We start from the raw sequence: 22635 nt of genomic DNA on the forward strand, positions 1-22635 counted from the left end.
TTTTTCAAAGGTGTGATACTATAGAATTATCTAGAAAAACGATCCTTTGATTCAAGTGGCCAATGCCAAAATAGTGCGAAGACACGCAGTTGCAGTGAGACGCAACCGTCTGTTTCGGTGAAAAGAATTGGCTAAATAGGGACGTTTATTAAAGCAAACGAGGAGCAACTCAATGAATGAGAAAAAAACAGTTGTAGTGATCGGCGGCGGACTTGGTGGTCTATCAGCGGCGGTCTCATTAGCCCAAAATGGCTTTGATGTATCATTATATGAAAAAAATCACCATTTAGGTGGCAAATTGAACCGACTGGAAACAAACGGCTTCGGCTTTGACTTAGGTCCTTCGATTTTGACGATGCCGCAGATTTTCGAAAAATTATTTACTGGCAGCAATCGCGATATGGCGGATTATGTTGCGATTCGCCGATTGCCATTGGAATGGCGCTCCTTTTTTCCTGACGGCACCAAGATCGATCTCTATGGCGATCTTGCCCGCATGGCAAAGGAAAACCCCCACTTGTCGGAAAAAGACATGGCAGAGTACCAAGACTTTTTGGACTATGCGCAAAAGATTTATGATATCACGGAAAAAGGCTATTTCGAGAAAGGCTTAGATACCACGAAAGAAATCTTGAAGTATCACGGCGTGATCAAAGCGCTGAAAGGCTTTGATTATTTCTCTTCCATGCATGATGCCATTCAAAAACGTATCAGCAATCCGCAGCTGCAAGACATGCTGAGCTATTTTATCAAGTATGTCGGCTCGTCTCCTTATGACGCCCCAGCCGTCTTGAACATGATGATCTACATGCAGCATGCCCAAGGTGTCTGGTACGTGCCAGGCGGGATGCATCGGTTAGCCGAAGGCATCGTTCGCTTAGCAAAAGAGATCGGTGTGACCTTCCATACGGGACATAAAGTGGAAAAATTGATCGTTGAACAAGAACAAATCCGTGCCGCTCGTTTGGATGATGGTACGTTGATCGAAGCGGACTATTTTGTTTCCAATATGGAAGTGATCCCGGCATATGAAGAGCTGTTAGAAGAAGCGCCGGCCTTTACTCAAAAACTGGAAGAAAAATTTGAACCAGCAAGTTCTGGCTTTGTCTTGCACTTAGGGGTCAAAACCTCCTATCCGCAACTGGCGCACCACAACTTTTTCTTTTCCAATGCCTCAAAAGAAAACTTTGATCAAAATTTCCATCAGCATCAGCTGCCGGAAGACCCAACGATCTATTTGGTCAATGCCAACAAAACCGATCCGTCGCAAACAGTGGCAGGGCATGAGAACATCAAAATCTTGCCTCATATCCCTTATTTGCAGGATAAACCCTTTACGGAAGCGGAATACGATGCCTTTCGTGAACGGATCTTGATCAAGCTGGAAAACATGGGCTTAACGGATCTACGCAAGCACATCGTGTATGAAGACCGTTGGACACCCGAAGACATCCAAAAGAATTATTTGTCACATCGCGGCGCCATCTACGGCACGGTCTCTAATCGCAAGAAAAATCATGGCTTTAAACACCCGAAACACAGCGAACGCTACGAAAATCTATACTTCGTTGGCGGTACGGTCAATCCCGGTGCCGGCATGCCGATGGTTACCCTTAGTGGCCAGCAAGTCAGTGAGATGATCACCAAAAGAGAACACTAAGACAAGAAAGGATGATGACTGTGTACCTGCTGCTCGCTGGTATTTGCGCTGCTTGGCTGGCAGGCTGGCTGATTTTTTTCCGCCTGCCGACGATACCCACCCGCAAGGAGACAGCCGCATCCAAAGACTTGAAGGAGAGGGCAGAATTGTCGATCATCATCCCCGCCCGCAATGAAGCAGAAAATTTGCCGCAATTGTTGGCATCCTTGCAGCAGCAAACCCTTTATCCTGTGGAGATTTTGGTGGTTGATGACGGATCGGAAGACGAGACGATCGCCTGTGCCAAGCGCTTCGGTGCGACGGTCTTGCAAACCGCTGCTGATTCTGCTGGGAAAGCGGCGGCTTGCTGGTTAGGCGCCTCACAAGCGGTGGGCAAGTATCTATTATTTTTGGATGCCGATACCTTCTTTCTAGCAGAAGATGGCTTAGAGCGCCTTTTCGCTGCGTATGAGGAGCGATCGGGACAAGGCCTGCTCTCGGTGCAGCCCTATCATCAAACGAAGCGCCTGTATGAACAACTATCTGCCGTCTTTAATGTCATCTTACCTGTCGGGTTGAACCGTTTCTCTATCGTAGGCGAAAAACTCTCAGCCGGCGGCGCCTTTGGTCCGTGTATCTTGTGCAGCAAAACAGCGTACCTTCAAGCCAATGGGCATCAGGACATGCCACAAGGAATCTTAGATGATCTAGCATTAGCGAGACGCTTTAAGAAAAAACGCTTGCCGATCACCTTGTATGGTGGAAAAGACCTGTTGGCCTTTCGGATGTATCCAGCTGGTGTTCGTCAACTTGTTCAAGGCTGGACGAAGGACTTTACCACTGCTTCGCAATTCACTCACCCTTTGATCATGGCGGGTGTCATCTTGTGGATCAGCGGCGGCATTGGGGTACTGGCGGCACCGTTTCTGATGGAACCGCTTTGGCTAGGACTGCTTTTTTATGCTGCTTATTTTGGACAAACTCTGTGCTTTGCTCGCCGTGTCGGCAACTTCAACCGAGTCTTGCTGCTTTTTTTCCCATGTTACTTTCTTTTTTTCCTAGGCTTATTTGGTTGGTCATGGATCCAAACCCATTTGTTGAAATCCGTGACCTGGAAAGGACGAAAAATCAATTTATAGGAGGCGATGCACATGCCGCTGATCACCTTATCTCCACTGCTCTTGCTCATTACAGACAGCTTGGCTTGGCTGCTGTTTCATCTAGGCATCTCGTTTGGCTTGCGCAAAGTCAGTGATGCTTTTTTTGAACGTCATGCCAACTGGTTCCGTTCTTTTGCCTTTGAAAAAGGCGGCAGAATCTGGGCGGAGGTATTTCGTATTCGTCAGTGGAAAGACAAATTGCCCGACGGCACTGTGATTGCCAAAAAAAGCTTTGACAAATCTCGCTTGGCTCAGCAACAAAAGGACTATCTGGAAAAATTCGTCATCGAAACACGCCGAGCAGAGCTGACCCATTGGCTGCTGATTGTTCCAGCACCGTTCTTTTTCCTCTGGAATCCTACGTGGGCGGGCTGGGTGATGATCGCCTATGCGTTATTGGCAAACTGCCCATTCATCATGATCCAACGCTATAATCGCCCCCGTTTGGAGCGAGTCTTGCTGAAAAAAAGTGCCCTGCAAGTCAAGCAGAAGGCGACGGTCTAGGTTCATGTAGGCGTTGCTTTTAAGATTCGCCGAAAAATAGGCAAACGGGAAATCAAAAGGATCGGAGGATAACTGCCTTCGATCCTTTTTAAAAAATTGGTGTTAATTTTTATGGGATGCGTCAAGACCATTCTTTGTACACTAAGGTCATTCAGAGGAAAGGGTGATCGTATGTCATCAGAAGGATGTGGGCAAATTTTCGACCTGCCTTTGCAGGCTGCTGCATTGGTTGGTCGTGTGTTTGGACAAGCACAAAGTATTTTTGTAAGTGTAGAAAAGAAGGAGGGATGCGCAAGATGATTGAAGATAGCCGACAACGGGACCACTATTACGACATGCTGATTGAAAAAAATTCCCAATATGAAGGGATTTTTTACGTTGGGGTAAAAACCACCGGCGTCTTTTGCCGTCCTACCTGTCCAGCGAAAAAACCGCTCAAGAAAAACTGCGAGTTTTTTCAGACGGCACAAGAAGCGCTGCTGGCGGCGTATCGTCCCTGCAAACGATGTCGCCCGCTCAGCTCACCTAGCCACTTATCCCCTGACGTGAAAAGCCTTGTGGAAGCGGTGGAGAGCAACCCGGAGAAAAAGTGGACCGACAAAGATTTTGAAGCGCTAGCGATCCATCCCAATACTGCGCGTCGACAATTTAAAAAATATTTTGGCATGACCTTTATCGAATATTCCCGTGCACGCCGTTTAGGGTTAGCGTTTAAGCAGATTCGTGAAGGAGAACCGCTGATCCAAGCACAATTAGAAGCCGGCTTCGATTCTGGCAACGGCTTTCGAGATGCGTTTTCCCGGATTATGGGGGAATTGCCTTCCAACAGCCGTGAAAAAACGATTCTTTCTTCTGCTTGGCTTGAGACCAAGCTGGGATCGATGCTGGCAATCAGCGACCAGCAGCAGCTTTACTTGTTAGAATTCGTGGATCGCAGAGGGCTAGAAACGGAGATCGCTGTTTTGAGAAGCCGTTTGAATGCAGTGATTATTCCCCAGCAAACAGCAATCATTCAGCAACTCAAGCAAGAATTGACGGAATATTTTGAAGGGAATCGAACTGCCTTCACGGTACCCATCGCATTGATCGGCTCTGATTTTCAAAAAGCCGTCTGGCAGCAGCTGTTGGCGATGAAGATCGGAGAAACATACTCTTACAAACAATTGGCACAGCGAATCGGCAATGAAAAAGCCACCCGAGCTGTTGCCAATGCCAACGGAAAAAATCAATTGGCGTTGATCGTTCCATGCCACCGCGTCATCAATAGCGATGGCAGCATCGGCGGCTATGGCGGCGGTGTCGAACGCAAAAAGTGGTTGCTGGCTTTGGAAAAGCAGGTCCAGCCGACTGTAAAGATTTGAAAAAGAGATAACTATGCGTGGGAATCAGCGCTTCATCGATCAGTACATGGAATGGATCGAATCCTCTTCAGTAAAATATATATTTAGCGGAACTCATGGAACCTTTCATGAGTTCCGTTTTTTATTAGATTTGAAGGAGACATAGAGAAAAGGTGGGACCTTCGTTAGTGTCTAACCGTTCTTAACCTCTATAAAAATAAGCATTGAATGATTTTCTTAAACAACCAAAGCATATCTTTTTACAACTTACAAAAAGTAATTTATGATTATCTCGAATTCGAAATAAAGAGGTGAGGAAAATGGCGCATCAAGAAGAAGCGCTCAAAGCGTACATTGGTTTGCTGCGTACGGCGAGTCGTTTGGAACAAGTGGCAAAAAAAGATGTTCGTTGTTATGGCTTAAATATCACAGAGTTTTCTGTACTGGAATTGCTTTACCATAAAGGCACCCATACGACGCAAGCCATCAAGGAAAAAATTTTGATCGCCAGCAGCTCGACAACCTATGTAGTCGATCAATTAGTCAAAAAAGGCTGCGTGCGCCGGGAACCTAGCCAAGAAGATCAACGGGTAACTTACGTCAGGATTACGGAAGCAGGCAGGGCATTGATGGAGAAAATTTTTCCCAGTCATGCACAAAAGATTGCGGCGAGTTTTTCCGAACTCAGCAGTGAAGAATTGCAACAATTAAAAACAATTTTACGAAAAATAACTTACGATCAGAAATGAGGAAAAGAAAATGAGAAAACAAGATCAATTATTAGGGGTACACCATGTGACGGCCATGACAAGTGATGTGGAACGGAATTACCATTTCTTTACAGATGTGTTAGGGATGCGTTTAGTGAAAAAAACCGTCAATCAAGATGACATTTATACGTACCATACCTACTTTGCGGATGATTTAGGGTCACCGGGAACGACCATGACGTTCTTTGATTTTCCCAATACCGCTCGCGGCAGCAAAGGAACCAACTCGATCACCCGCACTAGTTTCCGAGTACCCAGTGATGCTGCCCTTGATTATTATGCCGCACGCTTTGATGAATTTGAGGTAAAACACGAAGCAATCACCACCGAATTTGGGAAAAAAGTGATGCGTTTTTGGGATTTTGATACGCAAGCTTATCAATTGATCTCTGACGAACACAATACTGGCGTGAAAGCTGGTACTCCTTGGAAAAAAGGACCGGTTCCTACTGAATTTGCGATTTATGGCTTAGGTCCTGTCGAAATGTCTGTTTCTTACTTGGCAGATTTCAAAGGGCTGCTGGAATCCGTTTTTGATTTCAAAACCATTGATCAAGTAGATAATCGCTATTTGCTAGAAGTCGGTGAAGGCGGCAATGGCGCTCAAGTCGTTTTAGTGGAAGATACCACGAGCCCGCAAGCGCAACAAGGCGATGGCGAAGTGCATCATGTCGCTTTTCGCTTAGCTCACCACGACTCATTAGCAGTTTGGCAAGAAATCTTTGATAACTTGGGATTGGCCAACTCCGGCTATGTGGATCGCTACTATTTTGAATCCTTGTATGTGCGCATCGGCCATATTCTTTTTGAACTAGCAACAGATGAACCAGGGTTCATGGGGGATGAGCCATACGAAACATTGGGTGAGTCCTTATCATTGGCACCATTTTTAGAAAATCGCCGTGAATACATCGAAGGAGTCATCAAACCCTTCAATACAAAACGCGCCTAAGGAGGCACACAGTATGCAACCCATTCAACAGATCCACCATATTTCAGCCATCGTAGGCGATCCGCAAACGAACGTTGCCTTTTACCGCGACGTGTTGGGGTTGCGCCTCGTCAAACAAACCGTCAATTTTGATGATCCCTACACGTATCATCTTTATTACAGCAATCAAGCGTTAGAAAATGGGACCATCATCACTTTCTTCCCTTGGGCAAATGCCCATCCTGGACGAGTAGGAAGCGGACAAGTCGGCACGATCGCCTTTCGTATTCCTAAAGGCAGCAGTGCCTATTGGCAAGAACATTTGGCGAAACATCAAGTAACTGTCCAAGAAAGTACATTGTTTGATCGGCCAACGTTAGAACTTCATGATCAGCATGACCTGTCTTTGGCGTTAGTCGAAGCCGAAGAATCGGCGGAAACACCAGCGATTGTAGGCTTTCATGGGGCCGTCTTGCTTTCGGCACAACCAGAAGCGACCATTCAAACGCTGGCAGATGATCTAGGTCTGAACATTTTTAACAAAACAGAGAAAAGCACCCATCTTCATACCGCAGGCACCCTCGCTCATGAGATCGTCGTGCCCCATGCAGCAATGCCAGCAGGGCGCTGGGGTGTCGGCACCGTCCATCACATCGCGTGGTCCGTGCCAACGGAAGCAGTGCAAAAAGAGTGGCAAGAATACTTGTACGATCAAAGATACGGAGTCACTGAAATCAAAGACCGCAACTATTTCAAAGCCGTCTATTTCCAAGAAAGGGGCAACATCGTCTTTGAGATCGCAACAGAAACCCCGGGCTTTTTCGTTGATGAACCGTTGGAAACGTTAGGACAGCAGTTGATGTTGCCAGCCCAATTTGAAAGCCGTCGTGCAGAGATCGAGGATCGCTTGCCAGACTTATCGGTTTAGAAAAAAGGAGACGCTGTATGCACTATTTAGATCCCAAGAATTTGACCCAACGAGAAAATTATAAACTACTGATCGGCTCCATCATTCCACGGCCAGTGGCAGTGGTCAGTACGCAATCAGCCGATGGTATCGTCAACATCGCCCCATTCAGTTTTTTTAACATCGTCAGCTCAGAACCCGTGATCCTCTCGTTGGCTATCCAGCGTAAAGAGGGGGAACTGAAAGACACCGCCCGCAATCTGTTGGCGACAAAAGAAGCCGTCGTGCATATTTTGGATCAAACAAATGTCCAAGAGGCCAATAAAACCGCGGCATTATTGCCCGCAGACCAAAGCGAGTTGACGGTTTCTGGATTTACCACAACGACATCGAAAACAATTGTCGTTCCTGGCTTGAAAGAAGCCAATGTACGCTTAGAAACGATTCTGCATCAACACGTACCCATCAAAAAAGACCAGCAGACCACTGCCGATCTCTTATTGTTGGAAGTCGTCGGCTACCAGATTGCAGAGGATGTCTATCAAGATGGCAAGATCGATCCCCGTGCCTTACAAGCAGTCAGCCGGCTAGCGGGAAATTCTTACGCAACGATTGGGGAGATTTTCGATATCAAACGACCAAGTTAAAGGAGGAACTTCGATGAAAGCAATCTATCAACAAGGAGCAGCTGACGCACCAGTTTTGGTGCTGCTCCACGGCACCGGTGGCGACGAACAGTCGCTGCTAGAAGTAGGCAAAGCCCTTGATCCCCAAGCTTCACTATTAGGTATTCGCGGCAATGTCTTAGAAAACGGCATGCCCCGTTACTTCAAACGCCTAGCTGAAGGGGTTTATGATGAAGCCGACTTAGCACTTCGCGGCGACGAATTAGCCGATTTTATTCGGCAAGCCGCCAAAGAATACAACTTTTCGTTAGCGCAAGTGGTACTGGTGGGTTATTCCAATGGCGCCAACATTGCCATTCGCTTATTACTAAATGATAGTGACCACTTCAAAAAAGCGATCCTCTACCACGCCATGTATCCAGTCGAGAATGTACCGACGAATTCCTTGCCTGACACTCATGTGTTTATGAGTTTTGGCAGAAACGACCCGATCGTTTCCCTAGCTGACAGTGCTTACGTCCAAGAGATCTTTACCTCACGGGGTGCAGTCCTTTCAACCGTTTGGACCCCGAGTCATCAGTTAACGTATGAAGAAGTTGAACACTCGCGCACGTGGTTGACCAAACAATAAAGCAGTGCCTATTTCCTAATCAAACAGCGATCCTGCTGGTTGGTTAGGTTTTTTTGTTTCACGTGAAAACATTGAACAGAGAGTAGATCAGCTCCACCAAGATATGCTTTACATTAGTTCTGTTAGTATGGGTGGTTTTTATATTCTTAAAGCTTCTAGATTATAAGGTAGCTTGTTATCTCTAACCTGTTTAAGTTAATAACATGAATTATTCCTAAAAAAAATGGTAATACAATTTAATAAAACGCATAATGGAAAATGAGTTTGGTGATGATCAAAACCAGTTAGGGATTATACCTAGCTGGTTTTTTAGTAAGGAAGCAAATTTGTTGATAGTTCCTTTATTTAACAACGTTGATTGTTGTATCGGTGAATAGTGAGTGACTTGTGGTTCTTTAGATACCAAGACTCAAAAACCAGTGAACGTACTTGTTAAAAATAACATTAAGGTCGTTCCCTTGATGGATTTCAATACCTTTATCAATTGGGTTATTAATTGATAATCATTGTTTTGGCGCCGTTTTTCGTATTTAAAGATAACAAAGACATTTTTATATAAAAACAAAAAAATTGTTGACAGACAAAATGAAAGCGTTTATATTGGATATGTGGTTACTACCAGTTGAGAGTAAGGGGAGGACATAAGATGCTTGGTTTGGTTTTAACAGGTCATGGAGGATTTGCGCAAGGGATGGAAAATGCGCTTGCGATGATTGCAGGGCCGCAAGAACAGTTTCTAGCAGTGTCGTTTTTAGAGGAAAATCCGTTAGCTGACTTTGAAAAAGAGTTGCAAGGAGCAATCGATCAATTAAAGGAAACCTGTGATGGGGTCGTGATTTGTGCAGACCTTGTAGGCGGGACCCCTTTTAATGTTGCGATGACCGCTGCCAATGAGGACCCGCAAGTCGAGGTCATCGGCGGCATCAATCTACTGCTGCTAGTGGAAGGTTCGTTGACTAGATATACGGCAACTGATCCAGAGCGTTTTTGTCAAGAACTGGCAGAGATTGGCAAGAGCGGTATTTTTCACGGAAAGATCAAAGGCCATGAGGAAACCAATGAGGAAGAAGGGATTTAACGATGTGGGAAATGATCTTAGCAGCCTCAATCGTGGTGCTTGTTTTTCTCTTTCTCTTTTTGGCGGTCTCATCTTTCTTGAATGGGAAACATCTGAAAAAGCAAAAAGGCTATTTCGCTGAATTGCAGCAGTCCTTGAAAAAGGGGCAGAAAATCAAATTATACGGCGGCATTATTGGGGAGATTCAAGCACTTGGGAAAGAGACGGTCGATCTAAGGGTGAAATCGGGAACGGTGATCGAAGTAGAACGCAGTGCGGTTGCAGAAATCATGCAGTAAATAGAAGGAGGACATATTTATGGGAGAACCAAATATTTTGTTGACGCGAATCGACAATCGGTTGATTCATGGGCAAGTTGCCACCCAATGGAACGGTACGTTGGGGGCAAATCTAATTTTAGTGGCAAATGATAAGGTCGCCAAAGACAAAGTCAGACAAGGGTTGATGGATATGGCGGCGCCAGCTGGCGTCCAAACGAGGTATTTCTCGATTCAAAAAACCATCGAGATCATTCATAAAGCATCGCCAAAACAAAAGATTTTCATGGTGGTTGAAAATCCTCAAGATGCGTTGAAATTAGCTGAAGGTGGGGTGCCAATCAAGAAACTCAACATTGGGAATATGCATATGTCAGAAGGGAAAAGACAGGTTGCTACGACAGTTGCCGTCGATGAAGCAGATGTCGATGCTTTTAAAAAACTGAAGGAAATGGGGGTGCAATTAGTGATTCAGCGGGTTCCAACGACACCTGTTGAAGATGAAAAGAAATTATTTCAGTGATGCAGAGATAAGGAAGGAGAAAGAAAATGGATTACACGATTTTTCAAATCATTTTAGTCTTCATAGTTACATTCATTGCCGCAATCGATCAATTTAGTTTTTTAGAATCATTGTACCAGCCCATTGTTACCGGGATGGTTATCGGACTTATTCTTGGAGATCTTCAAACCGGCTTGATCGTTGGCGGAACCTATCAGTTAATGACGATCGGCAATATGCCGGTGGGCGGCGCGCAACCGCCAAATGCGGTGATTGGCGGAATTATGGCAGCAATCTTAGCGATCACGCTGCAGCTGGAACCGACAGTGGCCGTCGCTACGGCGATTCCGTTTTCTTTGCTGGGGCAATATGGGGTGACGATTATCTTCTCACTAATGTCGCCAGTGATGTCAAAAGCTGACAGCTACGCCCATGATGCCAATACGAAGGGCATTGACCGGATCAATTATTTAGCGATGGTGGGTCTTGGAACGATCTTCGGCTTGATTGTGGTCTTATTCTTTATCGGCGGTGCTGCCTTCGGGAATCAGGCGGTCGCAGCGATCCCTCAATGGTTGATGGGTGGGCTCGGCGCAGCTGGGGGCATGATGCGGTATGTCGGTTTTGCGATTTTACTAAAAGTGATGGTTTCCAAAGAAATGTGGGGCTTCTTCTTTATGGGGTTTGGTTTAGCCACGATCGTAATGGCGGCACCTTCCTTGCAAGGACCAGCCTTGATCATTCTAGCCTTTATCGGTTTTGCATTAGCCTTTTGGGATTATCAAATCCAGTCCAAATTTAAAGTAGCAACAGCCAATACCTATGATTTCGGAGGCGATGAAGATGGCATATAATATTCCCGATTCTTATAGCGAACAAGCGCCCGCAGAACAACTGGATAAAAAGACCTTGAACAATATGGTCTGGCGTTCCTTATTTCTACAAGCCTCTTTCAACTATGAGCGAATGCAAGCAGGAGGCTGGTTATTCAGTATTTTACCGGGATTGAAAAAGATCCACAAAAATGAAAAGGACTTGGCTGCTTCAATGAGCCATAACCTAGAGTTTTTCAATACTCATCCATTCCTCGTGAACTTTGTGATGGGGATCATTCTATCGATGGAACAAAACAAAGCCGATATTCCCATGATTCGGGCAGTGCGAGTCGCCGCGATGGGACCGCTAGGCGGGATCGGTGACGCGTTATTCTGGTTCACTCTGGTACCGATAACAGCTGGTATCACAGCCAATATGGCGATCAACGGCAACATCGCTGCACCGTTTATTTTCTTACTGGTATTCAATGCGGCCCAATTTGGTTTACGGTTCTTCTTGATGCATTGGTCCTATCGTTTAGGGACAGATGCGATTGGGATCTTAACGGAAAATGCCAAAGAGTTCACCCGAGCAGCGAGTATTTTAGGGATTTTTGTTGTCGGTTCCTTGACCTGCGTGTATGGGGCGACGTCTTTGGATATTCAGATCCCTAACGGTACTACCAATGAAGTGACACAAGCGACGACGATCGTGGATGATCAAGCAGCCATTGCCGCTTACGAAGACATGCTGTATACCACGGATGAGAATGGACAATTGACCGACACACTGCAAGAAAATGCGGCGGTCAACGAATTGGCTAACGGCAAATATGAATTGACGTTTAACAAAGTCAACGAAGTGCCTGTGACGATCGATATTCAAAAAATCCTCGATGGGATCTTGCCGCAAGTGATTCCATTGACCATCACACTGATGCTGTATTTCTTCTTATCAAAACGCGGCTGGACGCCGTTGAAATGTATCGCTTTGCTGCTAGTGATCGGCTTGATCGGTTCTGGCTTTGGTCTGTATCCATCCATTTGGCCGCAATAAGCAAGCTAGCAGAAGAAACGGCGCAAACCGTAGGAGGAGTTTTGCTAAGCAAGCAAAAGCTGACTTTTCAGCTTAGCTCGTGCTGGCAATTGGTTCATTTTCCTGCGTGAAGAGATGCAAGTTCAGGAAACAGAGCCCCTGTAGACGATTGTTTGACACGCCTATCGGGAAATAGTACACTCGTTATGTGGTAGTAACCAGTTTGGAGGGGCTTATGAATATCAATAAAAATCGACAACCATTATACGATCAATTGTTAAATTTACTGATTGAAAAAATCGAAAATGAAATGGAAGCAGACACGATGCTTCCCTCAGAAAGAGAACTGTCAAAGCGCTACGGGTTAAGTCGGACCACCGTTCGCTTGGCACTACAGGAGTTAGAAAAATTAGGCTATATTTATCGCCAACATGGTAAAGGAACCTTTGTCTCGGAGATCCGCAAGCAGGCAACCAATTTATCGGGTTCCTATAGTTTTACCGAACAGATGAAAGCACTGGGGAAACAACCGGAAACTAGAGTATTGGCATTCAAAAAAATGGAAGCGACAAAATATTTTGCCACTCAGTTGCAAGTTTCCATTGGCGAGCCGATCTACAAGTTAAAACGATTGCGTCTTGCTGATGGCCAACCGATGATGATCGAGCGTTCTTATCTGCCCGTCAAGCGCTTCATGAATTTAACGAGTGAGATGATCGAGCAAAAACCATTGTACGATATCTTCCATGAAGATTTTCATCAAGTGATCCGCCTAGCGGACGAAGAATTTTTTGCCAGCATTGCCAGTGCGAAAGATGCGGCATTGCTAAAAATCCACGAAGGTGCGCCGGTGTTGAACCTGGTACGCAGCACGTTCAATATTGAAAATGAAGTGATCGAATACACCTTGAGTGTTGCTCGAGCAGACCAATTTAGATACAAAGTCCGCCACTTGCGTAACGACGAGTAGCGCATTTCCTAGACAGTCTGAAATGATCCGCTCGAGCAAAGAAAAGGTGTGTATTCAAAACCAGTGAGGTCGAGGAAGTTTGCCCTTTGGGTGATCGCTAAGTATTCATCCAAGACAACGCTCCTCGTACCGTCAATGGGAATACATACTGGAAAACCAGCAGCTAGGAGGAAGAAAGATGTTTCAACTGTCAACAAAGGAATTAGCAGAATTAGGTGCGGAGATTACAACAAGAGAAATCAAACAACAGCCAGAACTGTGGCAAGAAACCTTGACGATCTATCAAGAAAAGCAAGAGGCGATCGCGGCTTTCTTACGTACTATCAAGCAAAAGACGGACAAGCGAATCCGCGTGGTCTTCACGGGAGCGGGGACATCGCAATATGTTGGAGATACGATCGTTCCTTACTTGAATAAGAACGGCGCAACGGTGGATTATCTTTTTGAAAGTATTGCTACGACGGATATTGTCGCTGCTCCAGAACAAGTTTTATTTGCGGATGAGCCAACACTGCTCGTTTCTTTTGCTAGAAGTGGCAATTCACCAGAAAGTTTAGCAGCGGTCAAAATCGTCGATCAATTCGTTGCGGACAGCTATCATTTGACGATCACTTGTGCAGCCGACGGATCTTTGGCACAACAAGCTGCCGCTGATGAAGCGAGTTATCTGTTATTGATGCCTGAGAGGTCAAATGATGCTGGATTTGCGATGACGGGAAGCTTTTCTTGCATGGCCCTTTCGGCACTGCTGATTTTTGACCAGACGCCTCTGGCGGAAAAAGGGCATTATGTTGAAACCCTTAGCCGGTTGGGGCAAGAAGTGATCGACAGAGAAACAGATCTCCAAGTACTGACGGACCGTTCCTTTAAGCGAATCGTTTACCTTGGTTCAGGCACGTTGTCGGGGTTGGCCAGGGAAGCGCAGCTAAAAGTATTGGAACTGACTGCGGGAAAAATCGCCACCGTGTTCGATTCTTCGATGGGCTTCCGTCATGGACCGAAATCATTCGTAGATGATCAAACCCTCGTCTTTGTCTTTGTCAGCAATACGCCCTACACGCGGCAATATGATCTTGATATGTTGGAAGAATTAAAGAGTGACGGCATCGCCGTCGCAGTGACCGCCATCGGACAGCCGGCAGCTGTGAATTTTTCAGGAACAAACTTTTTCTTTCCAGATGACACTTCACTGCCAGATGGCTATCTTGCCTTAGCAGACATTGTTTTTGCGCAAACGATCGCACTGTTGGCATCGATCAAAGTCGGTAATACACCGGATACCCCTTCGCCAACGCGTACCGTCAATCGGGTGGTCAAAGGCGTGACGATTCATCCGTATAACAACTAACGATGACTGAGAAAGACCACCACGAGCACGTATCTTTTCGTGTACGAAGTCGATACGTGCGGTGGTCAATCAGTCGAACGACTTCATCAATAGACATTTTTATACGTGCTGACAACCGTTTCGCCAACGCTGAAAAAAGTGAAAGCGGTTGATTCTTTGGCATGGACAAAAAAGGAGGAATTTTAATGAAAGCAACCGTAACGAAAGCCAAAAAAGCAGCGATGGATCGCCTGTCAACGAAAGAAGGAGTGATCGCAGCTTTAGCGATCGACCAACGAGGTGCCTTGAAAAAAATGATGGCAGCACTTGGCGTGGAGGCTGATGCAGAAAAAATCAGTCAGTTTAAAACGCTAGTCTCACAAGAATTGACCCCTTACGCGTCTTCTATTTTATTAGATCCAGAATATGGGTTGGCAGCTGCGCAAAGCCGTGATCCAGAGGCGGGGCTTTTGCTGGCGTATGAAAAAACCGGCTATGATGCGACTACGCCGGGACGTTTGCCTGATTTATTAGGGGCATGGTCGGTTGAGCGATTAAAAGCAGCTGGCGCAGATGCCATCAAATTTTTGCTTTACTATGATGTAGATGAAGATGCCCAGATCAATCAGTTGAAACATGTCTTTGTGGAACGACTCGGCAGCGAATGCCAAGCGGCTGATCTGCCCTTCTTTTTAGAAGTCCTTTCCTATGATGCTAAGCTGCCTGAAGTCGACTCAAAAGCATATGCGCAACGCAAACCAGAAAAAGTCATCGGATTGATGAAGGAATTTTCAAAACCGCAGTACAAAGTTGATGTGTTAAAAGTGGAAGTACCAGTCAACATGAATTATGTGGCAGGTTTTGCCAAGGGAGAAGCCGTGCATACCAAGGAAGAAGCTGCCGCGTATTTCAAAGCGCAAAGCGACGCGACACATCTGCCGTTTATTTTTCTCAGTGCAGGCGTATCAGCCAGCTTATTCCAAGAAACGCTGGTTTTTGCCAAAGAAGCTGGCTCCACCTTCAATGGCGTCTTGTGCGGCCGGGCAACGTGGAAAGATGGTGTTGAACCCTTTGTAAAACAAGGAACAGAAGCAGCCAAAGAATGGCTAGCAAGTACCGGAAAACAGCACATCGAAGACTTGAATGAAGTGATCCAAAAGACCGCCACTTCTTGGTGGGACAAAGTCACGGTCGAGGAATAGTTTTTTCGCTGTTTGACAAGAGAAATGGCCAATGATCAGACATCTTAAGGGCTTTTGAGAAGAAGTGCAGGCTTCTGACTTAAGGCTTTAAGGTGTCTTTTTCTAGTGAAAAAAGGTTGATAGTATAACGGATGCTGACCTCATTTAGACAAAAAAAGGTTAGCAAAAAAATTATGAAAAAAAGTCATGGCACTACGGATGATTTATCATAATTTTTTCATATAGACTAAGTTAACTTTGCTAGTTAAAAGAAAATGAAGGCAAGAAAATCAATCCCAAAAGATTTGTTAACAGGTTAAGTCAAAAATCCCTCGAAATCTTTTCTCATTTTTCAGCAGTATTGCCAGTAGAAAATCGCTTGATAAAAAAGCCGTTGCTTGCTATTCTGTTCTGTAAATTGACAGAAGGAGATGGCGTATGAAGCAAATGGCAATCAAAGAGAATCCGTTTTTGACGCGTCTGGATTATCAGCGGGCAGTGGAAGACATGATCGCTCCTTTGCGAGAAGCGATCTTGGCAGATGACTATCCAGGATTGAATCTAGGTAGCAGTGGGGCCGTGTATGACCGAACACGGGCTGAGATGGAAGCGCTTGTGCGTCCTTTGTGGGGGCTGGCGCCTTATTGGAGGATTTGCTCAGATGATCCGTTACGAGCAGCTTATGTGGAAAAAGTGATCGCGGGGACAGATCCTGAACACGCATTTTACTGGGGAAGCATCACGGATTATGATCAATACATCGTGGAAGCAGCCGCATTGTCATTGACTCTTTTATTGCAAAAGGACGCTTTTTGGACAGCGTTGCCGCAGAAGAACCAGCGAAAGCTAGTGGCTTGGCTATCCCAAGCACTTGAGTGCAAGATTCCTAAGAACAACTGGACATTCTTCAAAGTGTTGATTCGCGTTGCCCTGTTTCACTGTGGGGAACCGTTGGCAAAAGAAGCATTGTCCCAAGAGTTGGCATTGATCGATTCCATGTACATTGGCGATGGTTGGTACGTAGATGGGAAAACGACGCAGCGAGATTACTATATTCCTTTTGCGTTTCATTATTATGGCTTGATTTACGCTACATTTATGCAAGACGAAGACCCAGAATGGGCACAGCGTTTTAAAGAACGAGCCACCCGATTTGCCCAAGATTTCATCTATTATTTTGATGAAGACGGCGAAGCCTTGCCCTATGGCCGCAGCCTGACCTATCGGTTTGCGCAAGGTGCTTTTTTCTCGGCGCTGGTTTTCGCAGATGTCGAAGCGATCCCATGGGGACAGGTGCGAGGACTACTGGCGAAACACTTGCGCAATTGGATGGCGCAGGAGATTTTCACTTTCGATGGTCGCTTGTCCATCGGATACCACTATGAAAATCAAGTGATGGCAGAAGGGTACAATGCACCAGGCTCGCCTTACTGGGGGCTTAAGACCTTTTTGCTTTTAGCGGTCGCAGAAACGCATCCTTTTTGGCGGGCTGAACCTGAGCCAATCAAGAGAGAGCCGCAAAAACGGATTGAAAAAGGCAATATGTTGCTGGTGCACAATGAAAAAAACCATCATTTGTTGGGGTATCCTGCAGGTTTGATGCTTGAACAGCAAGCGCATGCTCAAGCAAAATACAGCAAATTCGTCTATTCGAGCAAATTTGGCTTCAGTGTGCCGAAAGCCGGCGTCACGTATGCCGAAGGCGCCTTCGATAGCACATTAGCTATTGCTCGAGATGGCAGCTATTTTCGCACGAAGGGCGCAGTCATGGATTATCGAGTGACGGAAAAAGGCGTCTTTTTCCAATGGGCTCCCTTTGAGGAGGTAGTGATTGAAACTGAGATTTATCCATTTGGTCAGTGGCATGTGCGCGTGCACGAGTTGACGACGACGATTTCGTTGGACCTTCGTGAGGGCGGATTTAGTGTACCGCTAACTGGACGGTTGCCTCAGGCCCAAACAGGACCGACCTGGAGTCGAGTCAGTGAAGAGGGCTTTTGTTCTCAAATCATCAACATCGAAGGCTATCAACAAGCCAGTATTGTTCAGCCAGAAGCCAATACCTCCGTCTTTTTTCCAAGAACCAGTTTTCCATACTTAGCACAACATATCCTGCCAGGGAAGCACCGTTTGATTTGTTTAGTCGGTGGTATCGTAGAAAAAGAAAGGAGCGATCCAAATGATTACGCTAGCAATAAAAAATAAGCAGGACCAGGTGATCGTCGGTCGCATCGACCATGAAAAAGAACCCGCGCCATTTCAAGTTTCTGATGATGATTTGGCCGTATTAGCCATTAAAAACTATCCCTATGAGGAAGGAGATAAGATCGTTATTGAGGTGACGGGGGAAAATCCGTATTATGTCCTTCAGCTTGATGAAACCTTAGCACCATCACTGATCTATCTTTCCCAATCCACTTGGGAGTATCAGATTCCTTGGACGGAATCCGCTCGAAAGTCCTCGGTGGAAACGGCCTTTACCTCGCAGCGCCATCACCTGATGGTGCGCAAAGCCCATGCGTTTGAGATCACGAATTATCAAAATTTATCCTTCAATGCCCATGATCAAAAGTCAGCGACAGGGGCGTATCCTCATGCTTCAGCGAATGTGGAAACGCGAGATGATTCCGTCTTTTTTGCTAAGAATGCGATTGATGGAAAATATGGCAACCGATCCCACGGGTCGTATCCGTTTGCTTCTTGGGGCATCAATCAGCAAGCCGATGCTGCGTTGACCATTGAGTTTGGTCGTCCCGTCTTGATTGATCGGGTTCGCTTCCTATTGCGGGCAGATTATCCCCATGATAGCTACTGGACCAAAGGGACCTTGGTCTTTGCTGATGGAGAAGAGCTGGTGGTGGAAACGACAAATACGGCGTCTTTTCAAGAAGTTCGTTTTCCGAAAAAAGAAACGACTAAGCTGACCTATAAAGAGCTGCAAAAAGCAGAGGATGATTCCCCCTTCCCAGCTCTTTCACAAATCGAAGTATTTGGTTGGAACTGTTAAAAAAAGAGGACGAGAGTATGACAGGTCTGCATTTGTGTGCAGTTGTCATGCTCTTTTTTTGGGAATCAACAAAGGGAGGTCGCTTTTTTTGTGCGTTTACGTTATAATGATTTCAGTTAATATGTTAACAAGTTAAGGAGAGGGTAAACATGCGTCTGCAAGAGAACAAACAACGCTTGATCCTGTTAGGAGAAAAAGTGACCGATGTGTGGGTAGCGGATAAAATCACCGCGTGCATCCAACAGATCGAAAAAAATAGTCAGCGCTTTGGCACACAATTTCCTTCAGCCTGTGCCACCAATGGCAAATATCGGCTGAAAGGCAACGATGATTGGACCAATGGCTTTTGGACCGGGATGTTGTGGCTCGCCTATGAGTGGACCAAGGAAAAGAACTTTCTTGATCGAGCTATGGCAAATATCGACAGTTTTCAAACGCGTTTAGACGACCATTTTGTATTAGATCATCATGATATTGGTTTTTTATATAGCTTATCTGCCGGTGCGGGCTACAAGATCACTGGCGATGAACACTGCAAGCAAGAAGTCATTCAAGCAGCAGATGTTTTGTTGGCACGGTTTCAAGAAAAGGGGGAATTTATTCAAGCTTGGGGCGCTTATGGCGACCCACAAGAATACCGCTTGATTATTGATTCGCTACTGAACTTGCCGCTTTTATTTGCAGCAACTCAATTGTCGGGAGAGCCTCGCTACGCAGAGGCTGCGAGTAAGCATTATCAGACAGTCCGAAAGACCGTCATTAAGAATGACGCCACCACCTTTCATACGTATTATTTCGATCCTGAGACGGGGCAGCCAAGTCACGGTGCGACGCATCAAGGAAACAGCGACCAATCGATTTGGGCACGAGGGCAGAGCTGGGCGATTTTAGGGCTTCCTTTGAATGAAAGCTACCTGCATAGTCAGCCTTTTCCAGAAAATTATCCGCAGATCGTGGAGGTGTTTTTGGCTCATTTGCCAGCAGATTTGGTACCGTATTGGGACTTTGATTTTAACGACCAACATCCTGCTGAAAAAGACAGCTCTGCTTTAGCGATTGCGGCTTGTGGCTTGTTGGAAGCAGAGAAAATGGGGGCATATCCCGATGCTAAAAAAATCGCTAAAGGGATGCTTTACCAATTAGGCGAACATTATGCAGCGAGCCAAGTGCCAGAAAATGAAGGATTATTGCTGCATGGTGTGTATGCTCATGCGGAAGGCAAAGGCATCGATGAGCCCAATCTTTGGGGTGATTATTTCTATTTAGAAGGATTGATCCGATTGGCATTGCCTGATTGGCAAAGATACTGGTAAAGGGGAAGACGACATGCGAACGTTTGAGATAAAAGAAGATTTTTTGTTAGATGGAAAACCAATCAAATTGATCAGCGGAGCGATCCATTATTTCCGCATGACACCGGCGCAATGGACAGATAGCCTCTACAATCTAAAAGCACTGGGAGCCAACACAGTTGAGACCTACATTCCTTGGAATCTCCACGAACCTCGTGAAGGAGTCTACGACTTTGAAGGAATGAAAGACATCTGTGCTTTTGTAAAGCAAGCCCAAACGCTTGGCTTGATGGTCATTTTACGACCTTCCGTCTACATCTGTGCTGAATGGGAATTTGGCGGGTTGCCAGCTTGGCTGTTAAATGAACCGATGCGGTTGCGCTCAACCGACCCACGCTTCATGGCAAAGGTGCGCAACTATTTCCAGGTCTTGTTGCCAAAGCTTGTGCCGTTGCAGATCACCCATGGGGGACCAGTGATCATGATGCAGGTGGAAAATGAGTACGGCTCTTATGGAATGGAAAAAGCGTATTTGCGCCAGACCAAGGAGTTGATGGAAGAATACGGCATCGATGTACCCTTGTTTACCTCAGATGGGGCATGGGAAGAAGTCTTGGACGCTGGAACATTGATTGAAGACGACGTCTTTGTCACAGGCAATTTCGGCAGTCGTTCCAAGGAAAATGCGGCTGTGATGAAAGATTTCATGGCAAAACATGGCAAAAATTGGCCCATCATGTGCATGGAATACTGGGATGGCTGGTTCAACCGCTGGGGCGAGCCAATCATCAAGCGAGACGGTCAAGACTTAGCCAATGAAGTCAAAGAGATGTTAGCAGTCGGCTCCTTGAATCTTTACATGTTCCATGGAGGTACGAACTTTGGCTTTTACAATGGCTGTTCCGCTCGGGGAGCGCTGGATCTACCACAAGTGTCCAGCTATGATTACGATGCTTTACTGACAGAAGCAGGAGAACCTACCGACAAATACTATCAGGTACAAAAAGCCATAAAAGAAGCCTGTCCCGAAGTGTGGCAAGCCAAACCACGGACCAAGCAATTAGCGGCATTAGGAACCTTTCCCATCGAAAACAGTGTCTCATTATTGGCTATCAAAGATCAGCTGATGGCACCGCAAGAAAACATGTATCCACTAACAATGGAAACTGTCAGCACAGGCTACGGCTATTTGCTCTATTCGGTTCAGTTAAAAAACTATCATCGAGAAAACAAATTAAAAGTGGTAGAAGCTAGCGATCGGTTGCATATTTTTACCGACGGCCAATTACAGGCGATTCAATACCAAGAAACGCTAGGCGAGGAGCTGTTGATCCAAGGGGCACCAGATAAAGAAACCATCGAGCTAGATGTCTTAGTGGAAAACTTAGGGCGCGTGAATTACGGGTTTAAATTGAACGGGCCTACACAAGCCAAAGGTATCCGTGGAGGCATCATGCAAGATATTCATTTTCATCAAGGCTATCGTCATTACCCATTGACGCTTTCCGCAGAGCAGCTACAAGCCATCGATTATCAAGCAGGAAAAAATCCGACACACCCCTCCTTTTATCAAACGACCTTCACGCTGACAGAGGTAGGAGATACGTTTATCGATTGCCGTGGGTATGGGAAAGGCGTCGTTATCGTCAATGGCATCAATCTTGGTCGCTATTGGCAACGTGGCCCCGTGCATTCCTTATACTGTCCGAAAGAATTTTTGAAAAAAGGCAGCAACGAAGTCGTGGTATTTGAAACCGATGGCGTTGAGATCAAGGAACTCGTTTTCTGTGATCAACCTGTCGTAGAATAAAAAACTAGAAGTAGAGACCCAAATTTACGCGGGCTCTACTTCTATTTTTGTTTTGAAATATTTCCAATGCTTGTAGCTGACGATGTATTCAGCGACACTTCCATCTGCCAAATAGGAGTGCTTGACTTGTTTGACCGCAGGCTCTCGGAAGCTCAGTTGCAATAAGTTCAACAATTCAGCGTCATCAGGAAAGACGATTTCGTTGGTTTCAACAGAAGCCAATGAGAAAATGTCGATCGCAAAGTCTTTTCGGACCCGCTCATAAACACTAGCATATTGGTTGAGGTTTTTGGCGATCGGTTCTTTCATCAGCTTCTTCGGCAAATGAGTGATGTGAACCAAGAAAGGAACGTCGCCAAAATAGCGGACTCGTTTGATTCGGTAGTAGGAAGCACTGGCAGCCAATCCTAATTCTTTCAAAATCTCTGGGTCATTTCCTTCTTCCACCGCAAGGACCTTGACCTTTTCTTGGTCCAGTGAATGCAGCTCAATGTCGGAAAACTTCACACTCTGAGATACTTTTGCTTTTGAAACAAAGGTCCCTTTGCCTTGGATGCGATACAGATAGCCAGCACTCGTCAATTCATTCAACGCTTTGACTGCCGTGATTGAACTAACAGAATACATCCGCTTGATATCTGCCTCTGAATAAAACTTATCACCGGGAATGAATTTATGGTCTTTGATTTCTTGTAAAAGATCTTGCTTGATCTGCTCATACTTTGGCAGCACAGTGGTTTCCCTCCATTCCATATGAATACATCAAGCATAACATGTTAAATCCTTTCCTGCCACTTAATTAGTGTAGAAAATTCGTTGTTTTCCAGTCTATACAGGCCTGAAAAATAAAAT

22 protein-coding genes are annotated in these 22635 nt (G+C 45.7%); 21 read left to right on the top strand and 1 reads right to left on the bottom strand.

Annotated features, from left to right (window positions below):
- Positions 1-172 precede the first annotated feature (172 nt).
- The 21 genes from A5877_RS09890 to A5877_RS09995 all read left to right on the top strand — a co-directional run bounded on the left by A5877_RS09890 (position 173) and on the right by A5877_RS09995 (position 21783).
- Positions 173-1660, top strand: a complete 1488-nt coding sequence (locus A5877_RS09890) for an NAD(P)/FAD-dependent oxidoreductase (RefSeq protein ID WP_086316769.1) — start codon at positions 173-175, stop codon at positions 1658-1660.
- An 11-nt stretch (positions 1661-1671) separates the two neighbouring features.
- Positions 1672-2778 carry a glycosyltransferase gene (locus A5877_RS09895; protein ID WP_086316770.1) on the top strand — a complete coding sequence of 369 codons (1107 nt, stop codon included), beginning with the start codon at positions 1672-1674 and terminating at the stop codon, positions 2776-2778.
- A gap of 6 nt (positions 2779-2784) precedes the next feature.
- Positions 2785-3303, top strand: coding sequence for a glycosyl-4,4'-diaponeurosporenoate acyltransferase (locus A5877_RS09900; RefSeq protein ID WP_086298969.1), 519 nt, complete (start codon positions 2785-2787; stop codon positions 3301-3303).
- Between the two features lie 296 nt (positions 3304-3599).
- Positions 3600-4664, top strand: coding sequence for a bifunctional transcriptional activator/DNA repair enzyme AdaA (locus A5877_RS09910; protein ID WP_061053592.1), 1065 nt, complete (start codon positions 3600-3602; stop codon positions 4662-4664).
- A 299-nt stretch (positions 4665-4963) separates the two neighbouring features.
- Positions 4964-5392 (top strand): MarR family winged helix-turn-helix transcriptional regulator, encoded by a 429-nt coding sequence (locus A5877_RS09915; RefSeq protein WP_005232643.1) that lies wholly within the window; start codon positions 4964-4966, stop codon positions 5390-5392.
- A 10-nt stretch (positions 5393-5402) separates the two neighbouring features.
- Positions 5403-6365 (top strand): ring-cleaving dioxygenase, encoded by a 963-nt coding sequence (locus A5877_RS09920; RefSeq protein ID WP_061053593.1) that lies wholly within the window; start codon positions 5403-5405, stop codon positions 6363-6365.
- Between the two features lie 13 nt (positions 6366-6378).
- Positions 6379-7272, top strand: a complete 894-nt coding sequence (locus A5877_RS09925) for a VOC family protein (RefSeq protein WP_016611542.1) — start codon at positions 6379-6381, stop codon at positions 7270-7272.
- Between the two features lie 17 nt (positions 7273-7289).
- Positions 7290-7898 (top strand): flavin reductase family protein, encoded by a 609-nt coding sequence (locus A5877_RS09930; RefSeq protein ID WP_016611541.1) that lies wholly within the window; start codon positions 7290-7292, stop codon positions 7896-7898.
- 13 nt (positions 7899-7911) lie between these two features.
- Positions 7912-8508: an alpha/beta hydrolase gene (locus A5877_RS09935; RefSeq protein WP_086316771.1), complete on the top strand. Its 597-nt coding sequence runs from the start codon at positions 7912-7914 to the stop codon at positions 8506-8508.
- Between the two features lie 646 nt (positions 8509-9154).
- The gene (locus A5877_RS09940; RefSeq protein ID WP_008376461.1) at positions 9155-9586 is read left to right on the top strand and encodes a PTS sugar transporter subunit IIA; all 432 of its coding nucleotides are present in this window, start codon (positions 9155-9157) and stop codon (positions 9584-9586) included.
- Between the two features lie 2 nt (positions 9587-9588).
- Positions 9589-9864, top strand: coding sequence for a preprotein translocase subunit YajC (gene yajC, locus A5877_RS09945; RefSeq protein WP_008376459.1), 276 nt, complete (start codon positions 9589-9591; stop codon positions 9862-9864).
- A gap of 19 nt (positions 9865-9883) precedes the next feature.
- A complete protein-coding gene (gene agaV, locus A5877_RS09950) occupies positions 9884-10366 on the top strand; it encodes a PTS N-acetylgalactosamine transporter subunit IIB (protein WP_005232625.1) in 483 nt (160 codons plus the stop codon).
- 26 nt (positions 10367-10392) lie between these two features.
- Complete coding sequence (locus A5877_RS09955) at positions 10393-11199, top strand: PTS sugar transporter subunit IIC (RefSeq protein WP_005232623.1); 807 nt, start codon at positions 10393-10395, stop codon at positions 11197-11199.
- Positions 11189-12217, top strand: a complete 1029-nt coding sequence (locus A5877_RS09960) for a PTS system mannose/fructose/sorbose family transporter subunit IID (RefSeq protein WP_008376454.1) — start codon at positions 11189-11191, stop codon at positions 12215-12217. The genes A5877_RS09955 and A5877_RS09960 overlap by 11 nt, the downstream gene beginning before the upstream one ends.
- A gap of 214 nt (positions 12218-12431) precedes the next feature.
- Positions 12432-13166, top strand: coding sequence for a GntR family transcriptional regulator (locus tag A5877_RS09965; protein WP_005232618.1), 735 nt, complete (start codon positions 12432-12434; stop codon positions 13164-13166).
- 178 nt (positions 13167-13344) lie between these two features.
- Positions 13345-14514 (top strand): SIS domain-containing protein, encoded by a 1170-nt coding sequence (locus A5877_RS09970; protein ID WP_086316772.1) that lies wholly within the window; start codon positions 13345-13347, stop codon positions 14512-14514.
- 185 nt (positions 14515-14699) lie between these two features.
- Complete coding sequence (lacD, locus tag A5877_RS09975; protein ID WP_303393844.1) at positions 14700-15695, top strand: tagatose-bisphosphate aldolase; 996 nt, start codon at positions 14700-14702, stop codon at positions 15693-15695.
- Between the two features lie 417 nt (positions 15696-16112).
- On the top strand, positions 16113-17879 hold the full coding sequence (locus A5877_RS09980) for a DUF2264 domain-containing protein (RefSeq protein WP_086316774.1): 1767 nt from the start codon (positions 16113-16115) through the stop codon (positions 17877-17879).
- Positions 17854-18681, top strand: a complete 828-nt coding sequence (locus A5877_RS09985; protein ID WP_086316775.1) for a hypothetical protein — start codon at positions 17854-17856, stop codon at positions 18679-18681. The genes A5877_RS09980 and A5877_RS09985 overlap by 26 nt, the downstream gene beginning before the upstream one ends.
- 149 nt (positions 18682-18830) lie before the next feature.
- A complete protein-coding gene (locus A5877_RS09990; RefSeq protein WP_086316776.1) occupies positions 18831-19994 on the top strand; it encodes a glycoside hydrolase family 88 protein in 1164 nt (387 codons plus the stop codon).
- Positions 19995-20007: 13 nt separating this feature from the next.
- Positions 20008-21783: a beta-galactosidase family protein gene (locus A5877_RS09995; protein ID WP_016611519.1), complete on the top strand. Its 1776-nt coding sequence runs from the start codon at positions 20008-20010 to the stop codon at positions 21781-21783.
- A gap of 24 nt (positions 21784-21807) precedes the next feature.
- Here A5877_RS09995 and A5877_RS10000 read toward each other — a convergent pair whose 3' ends face one another.
- Positions 21808-22515: a GntR family transcriptional regulator gene (locus A5877_RS10000; protein ID WP_034872082.1), complete on the bottom strand. Its 708-nt coding sequence runs from the start codon at positions 22513-22515 to the stop codon at positions 21808-21810.
- Positions 22516-22635: the final 120 nt, after the last annotated feature.

The organism is Enterococcus sp. 3C7_DIV0644 (assembly GCF_002141235.1).
Taxonomy (GTDB): Bacteria; Bacillota; Bacilli; order Lactobacillales; family Enterococcaceae; genus Enterococcus_D; species Enterococcus_D entomosocium.

Coding starts and splice junctions, on each gene's coding strand:
- A5877_RS09890 (WP_086316769.1), top strand. CDS start 173: ATGAATGAGAAAAAAACAGTTGTAGTGATCGGCGGCGGACTTGGTGGT.
- A5877_RS09895 (WP_086316770.1), top strand. CDS start 1,672: ATGATGACTGTGTACCTGCTGCTCGCTGGTATTTGCGCTGCTTGGCTG.
- A5877_RS09900 (WP_086298969.1), top strand. CDS start 2,785: ATGCACATGCCGCTGATCACCTTATCTCCACTGCTCTTGCTCATTACA.
- A5877_RS09910 (WP_061053592.1), top strand. CDS start 3,600: ATGATTGAAGATAGCCGACAACGGGACCACTATTACGACATGCTGATT.
- A5877_RS09915 (WP_005232643.1), top strand. CDS start 4,964: ATGGCGCATCAAGAAGAAGCGCTCAAAGCGTACATTGGTTTGCTGCGT.
- A5877_RS09920 (WP_061053593.1), top strand. CDS start 5,403: ATGAGAAAACAAGATCAATTATTAGGGGTACACCATGTGACGGCCATG.
- A5877_RS09925 (WP_016611542.1), top strand. CDS start 6,379: ATGCAACCCATTCAACAGATCCACCATATTTCAGCCATCGTAGGCGAT.
- A5877_RS09930 (WP_016611541.1), top strand. CDS start 7,290: ATGCACTATTTAGATCCCAAGAATTTGACCCAACGAGAAAATTATAAA.
- A5877_RS09935 (WP_086316771.1), top strand. CDS start 7,912: ATGAAAGCAATCTATCAACAAGGAGCAGCTGACGCACCAGTTTTGGTG.
- A5877_RS09940 (WP_008376461.1), top strand. CDS start 9,155: ATGCTTGGTTTGGTTTTAACAGGTCATGGAGGATTTGCGCAAGGGATG.
- yajC (WP_008376459.1), top strand. CDS start 9,589: ATGTGGGAAATGATCTTAGCAGCCTCAATCGTGGTGCTTGTTTTTCTC.
- agaV (WP_005232625.1), top strand. CDS start 9,884: ATGGGAGAACCAAATATTTTGTTGACGCGAATCGACAATCGGTTGATT.
- A5877_RS09955 (WP_005232623.1), top strand. CDS start 10,393: ATGGATTACACGATTTTTCAAATCATTTTAGTCTTCATAGTTACATTC.
- A5877_RS09960 (WP_008376454.1), top strand. CDS start 11,189: ATGGCATATAATATTCCCGATTCTTATAGCGAACAAGCGCCCGCAGAA.
- A5877_RS09965 (WP_005232618.1), top strand. CDS start 12,432: ATGAATATCAATAAAAATCGACAACCATTATACGATCAATTGTTAAAT.
- A5877_RS09970 (WP_086316772.1), top strand. CDS start 13,345: ATGTTTCAACTGTCAACAAAGGAATTAGCAGAATTAGGTGCGGAGATT.
- lacD (WP_303393844.1), top strand. CDS start 14,700: ATGAAAGCAACCGTAACGAAAGCCAAAAAAGCAGCGATGGATCGCCTG.
- A5877_RS09980 (WP_086316774.1), top strand. CDS start 16,113: ATGAAGCAAATGGCAATCAAAGAGAATCCGTTTTTGACGCGTCTGGAT.
- A5877_RS09985 (WP_086316775.1), top strand. CDS start 17,854: ATGATTACGCTAGCAATAAAAAATAAGCAGGACCAGGTGATCGTCGGT.
- A5877_RS09990 (WP_086316776.1), top strand. CDS start 18,831: ATGCGTCTGCAAGAGAACAAACAACGCTTGATCCTGTTAGGAGAAAAA.
- A5877_RS09995 (WP_016611519.1), top strand. CDS start 20,008: ATGCGAACGTTTGAGATAAAAGAAGATTTTTTGTTAGATGGAAAACCA.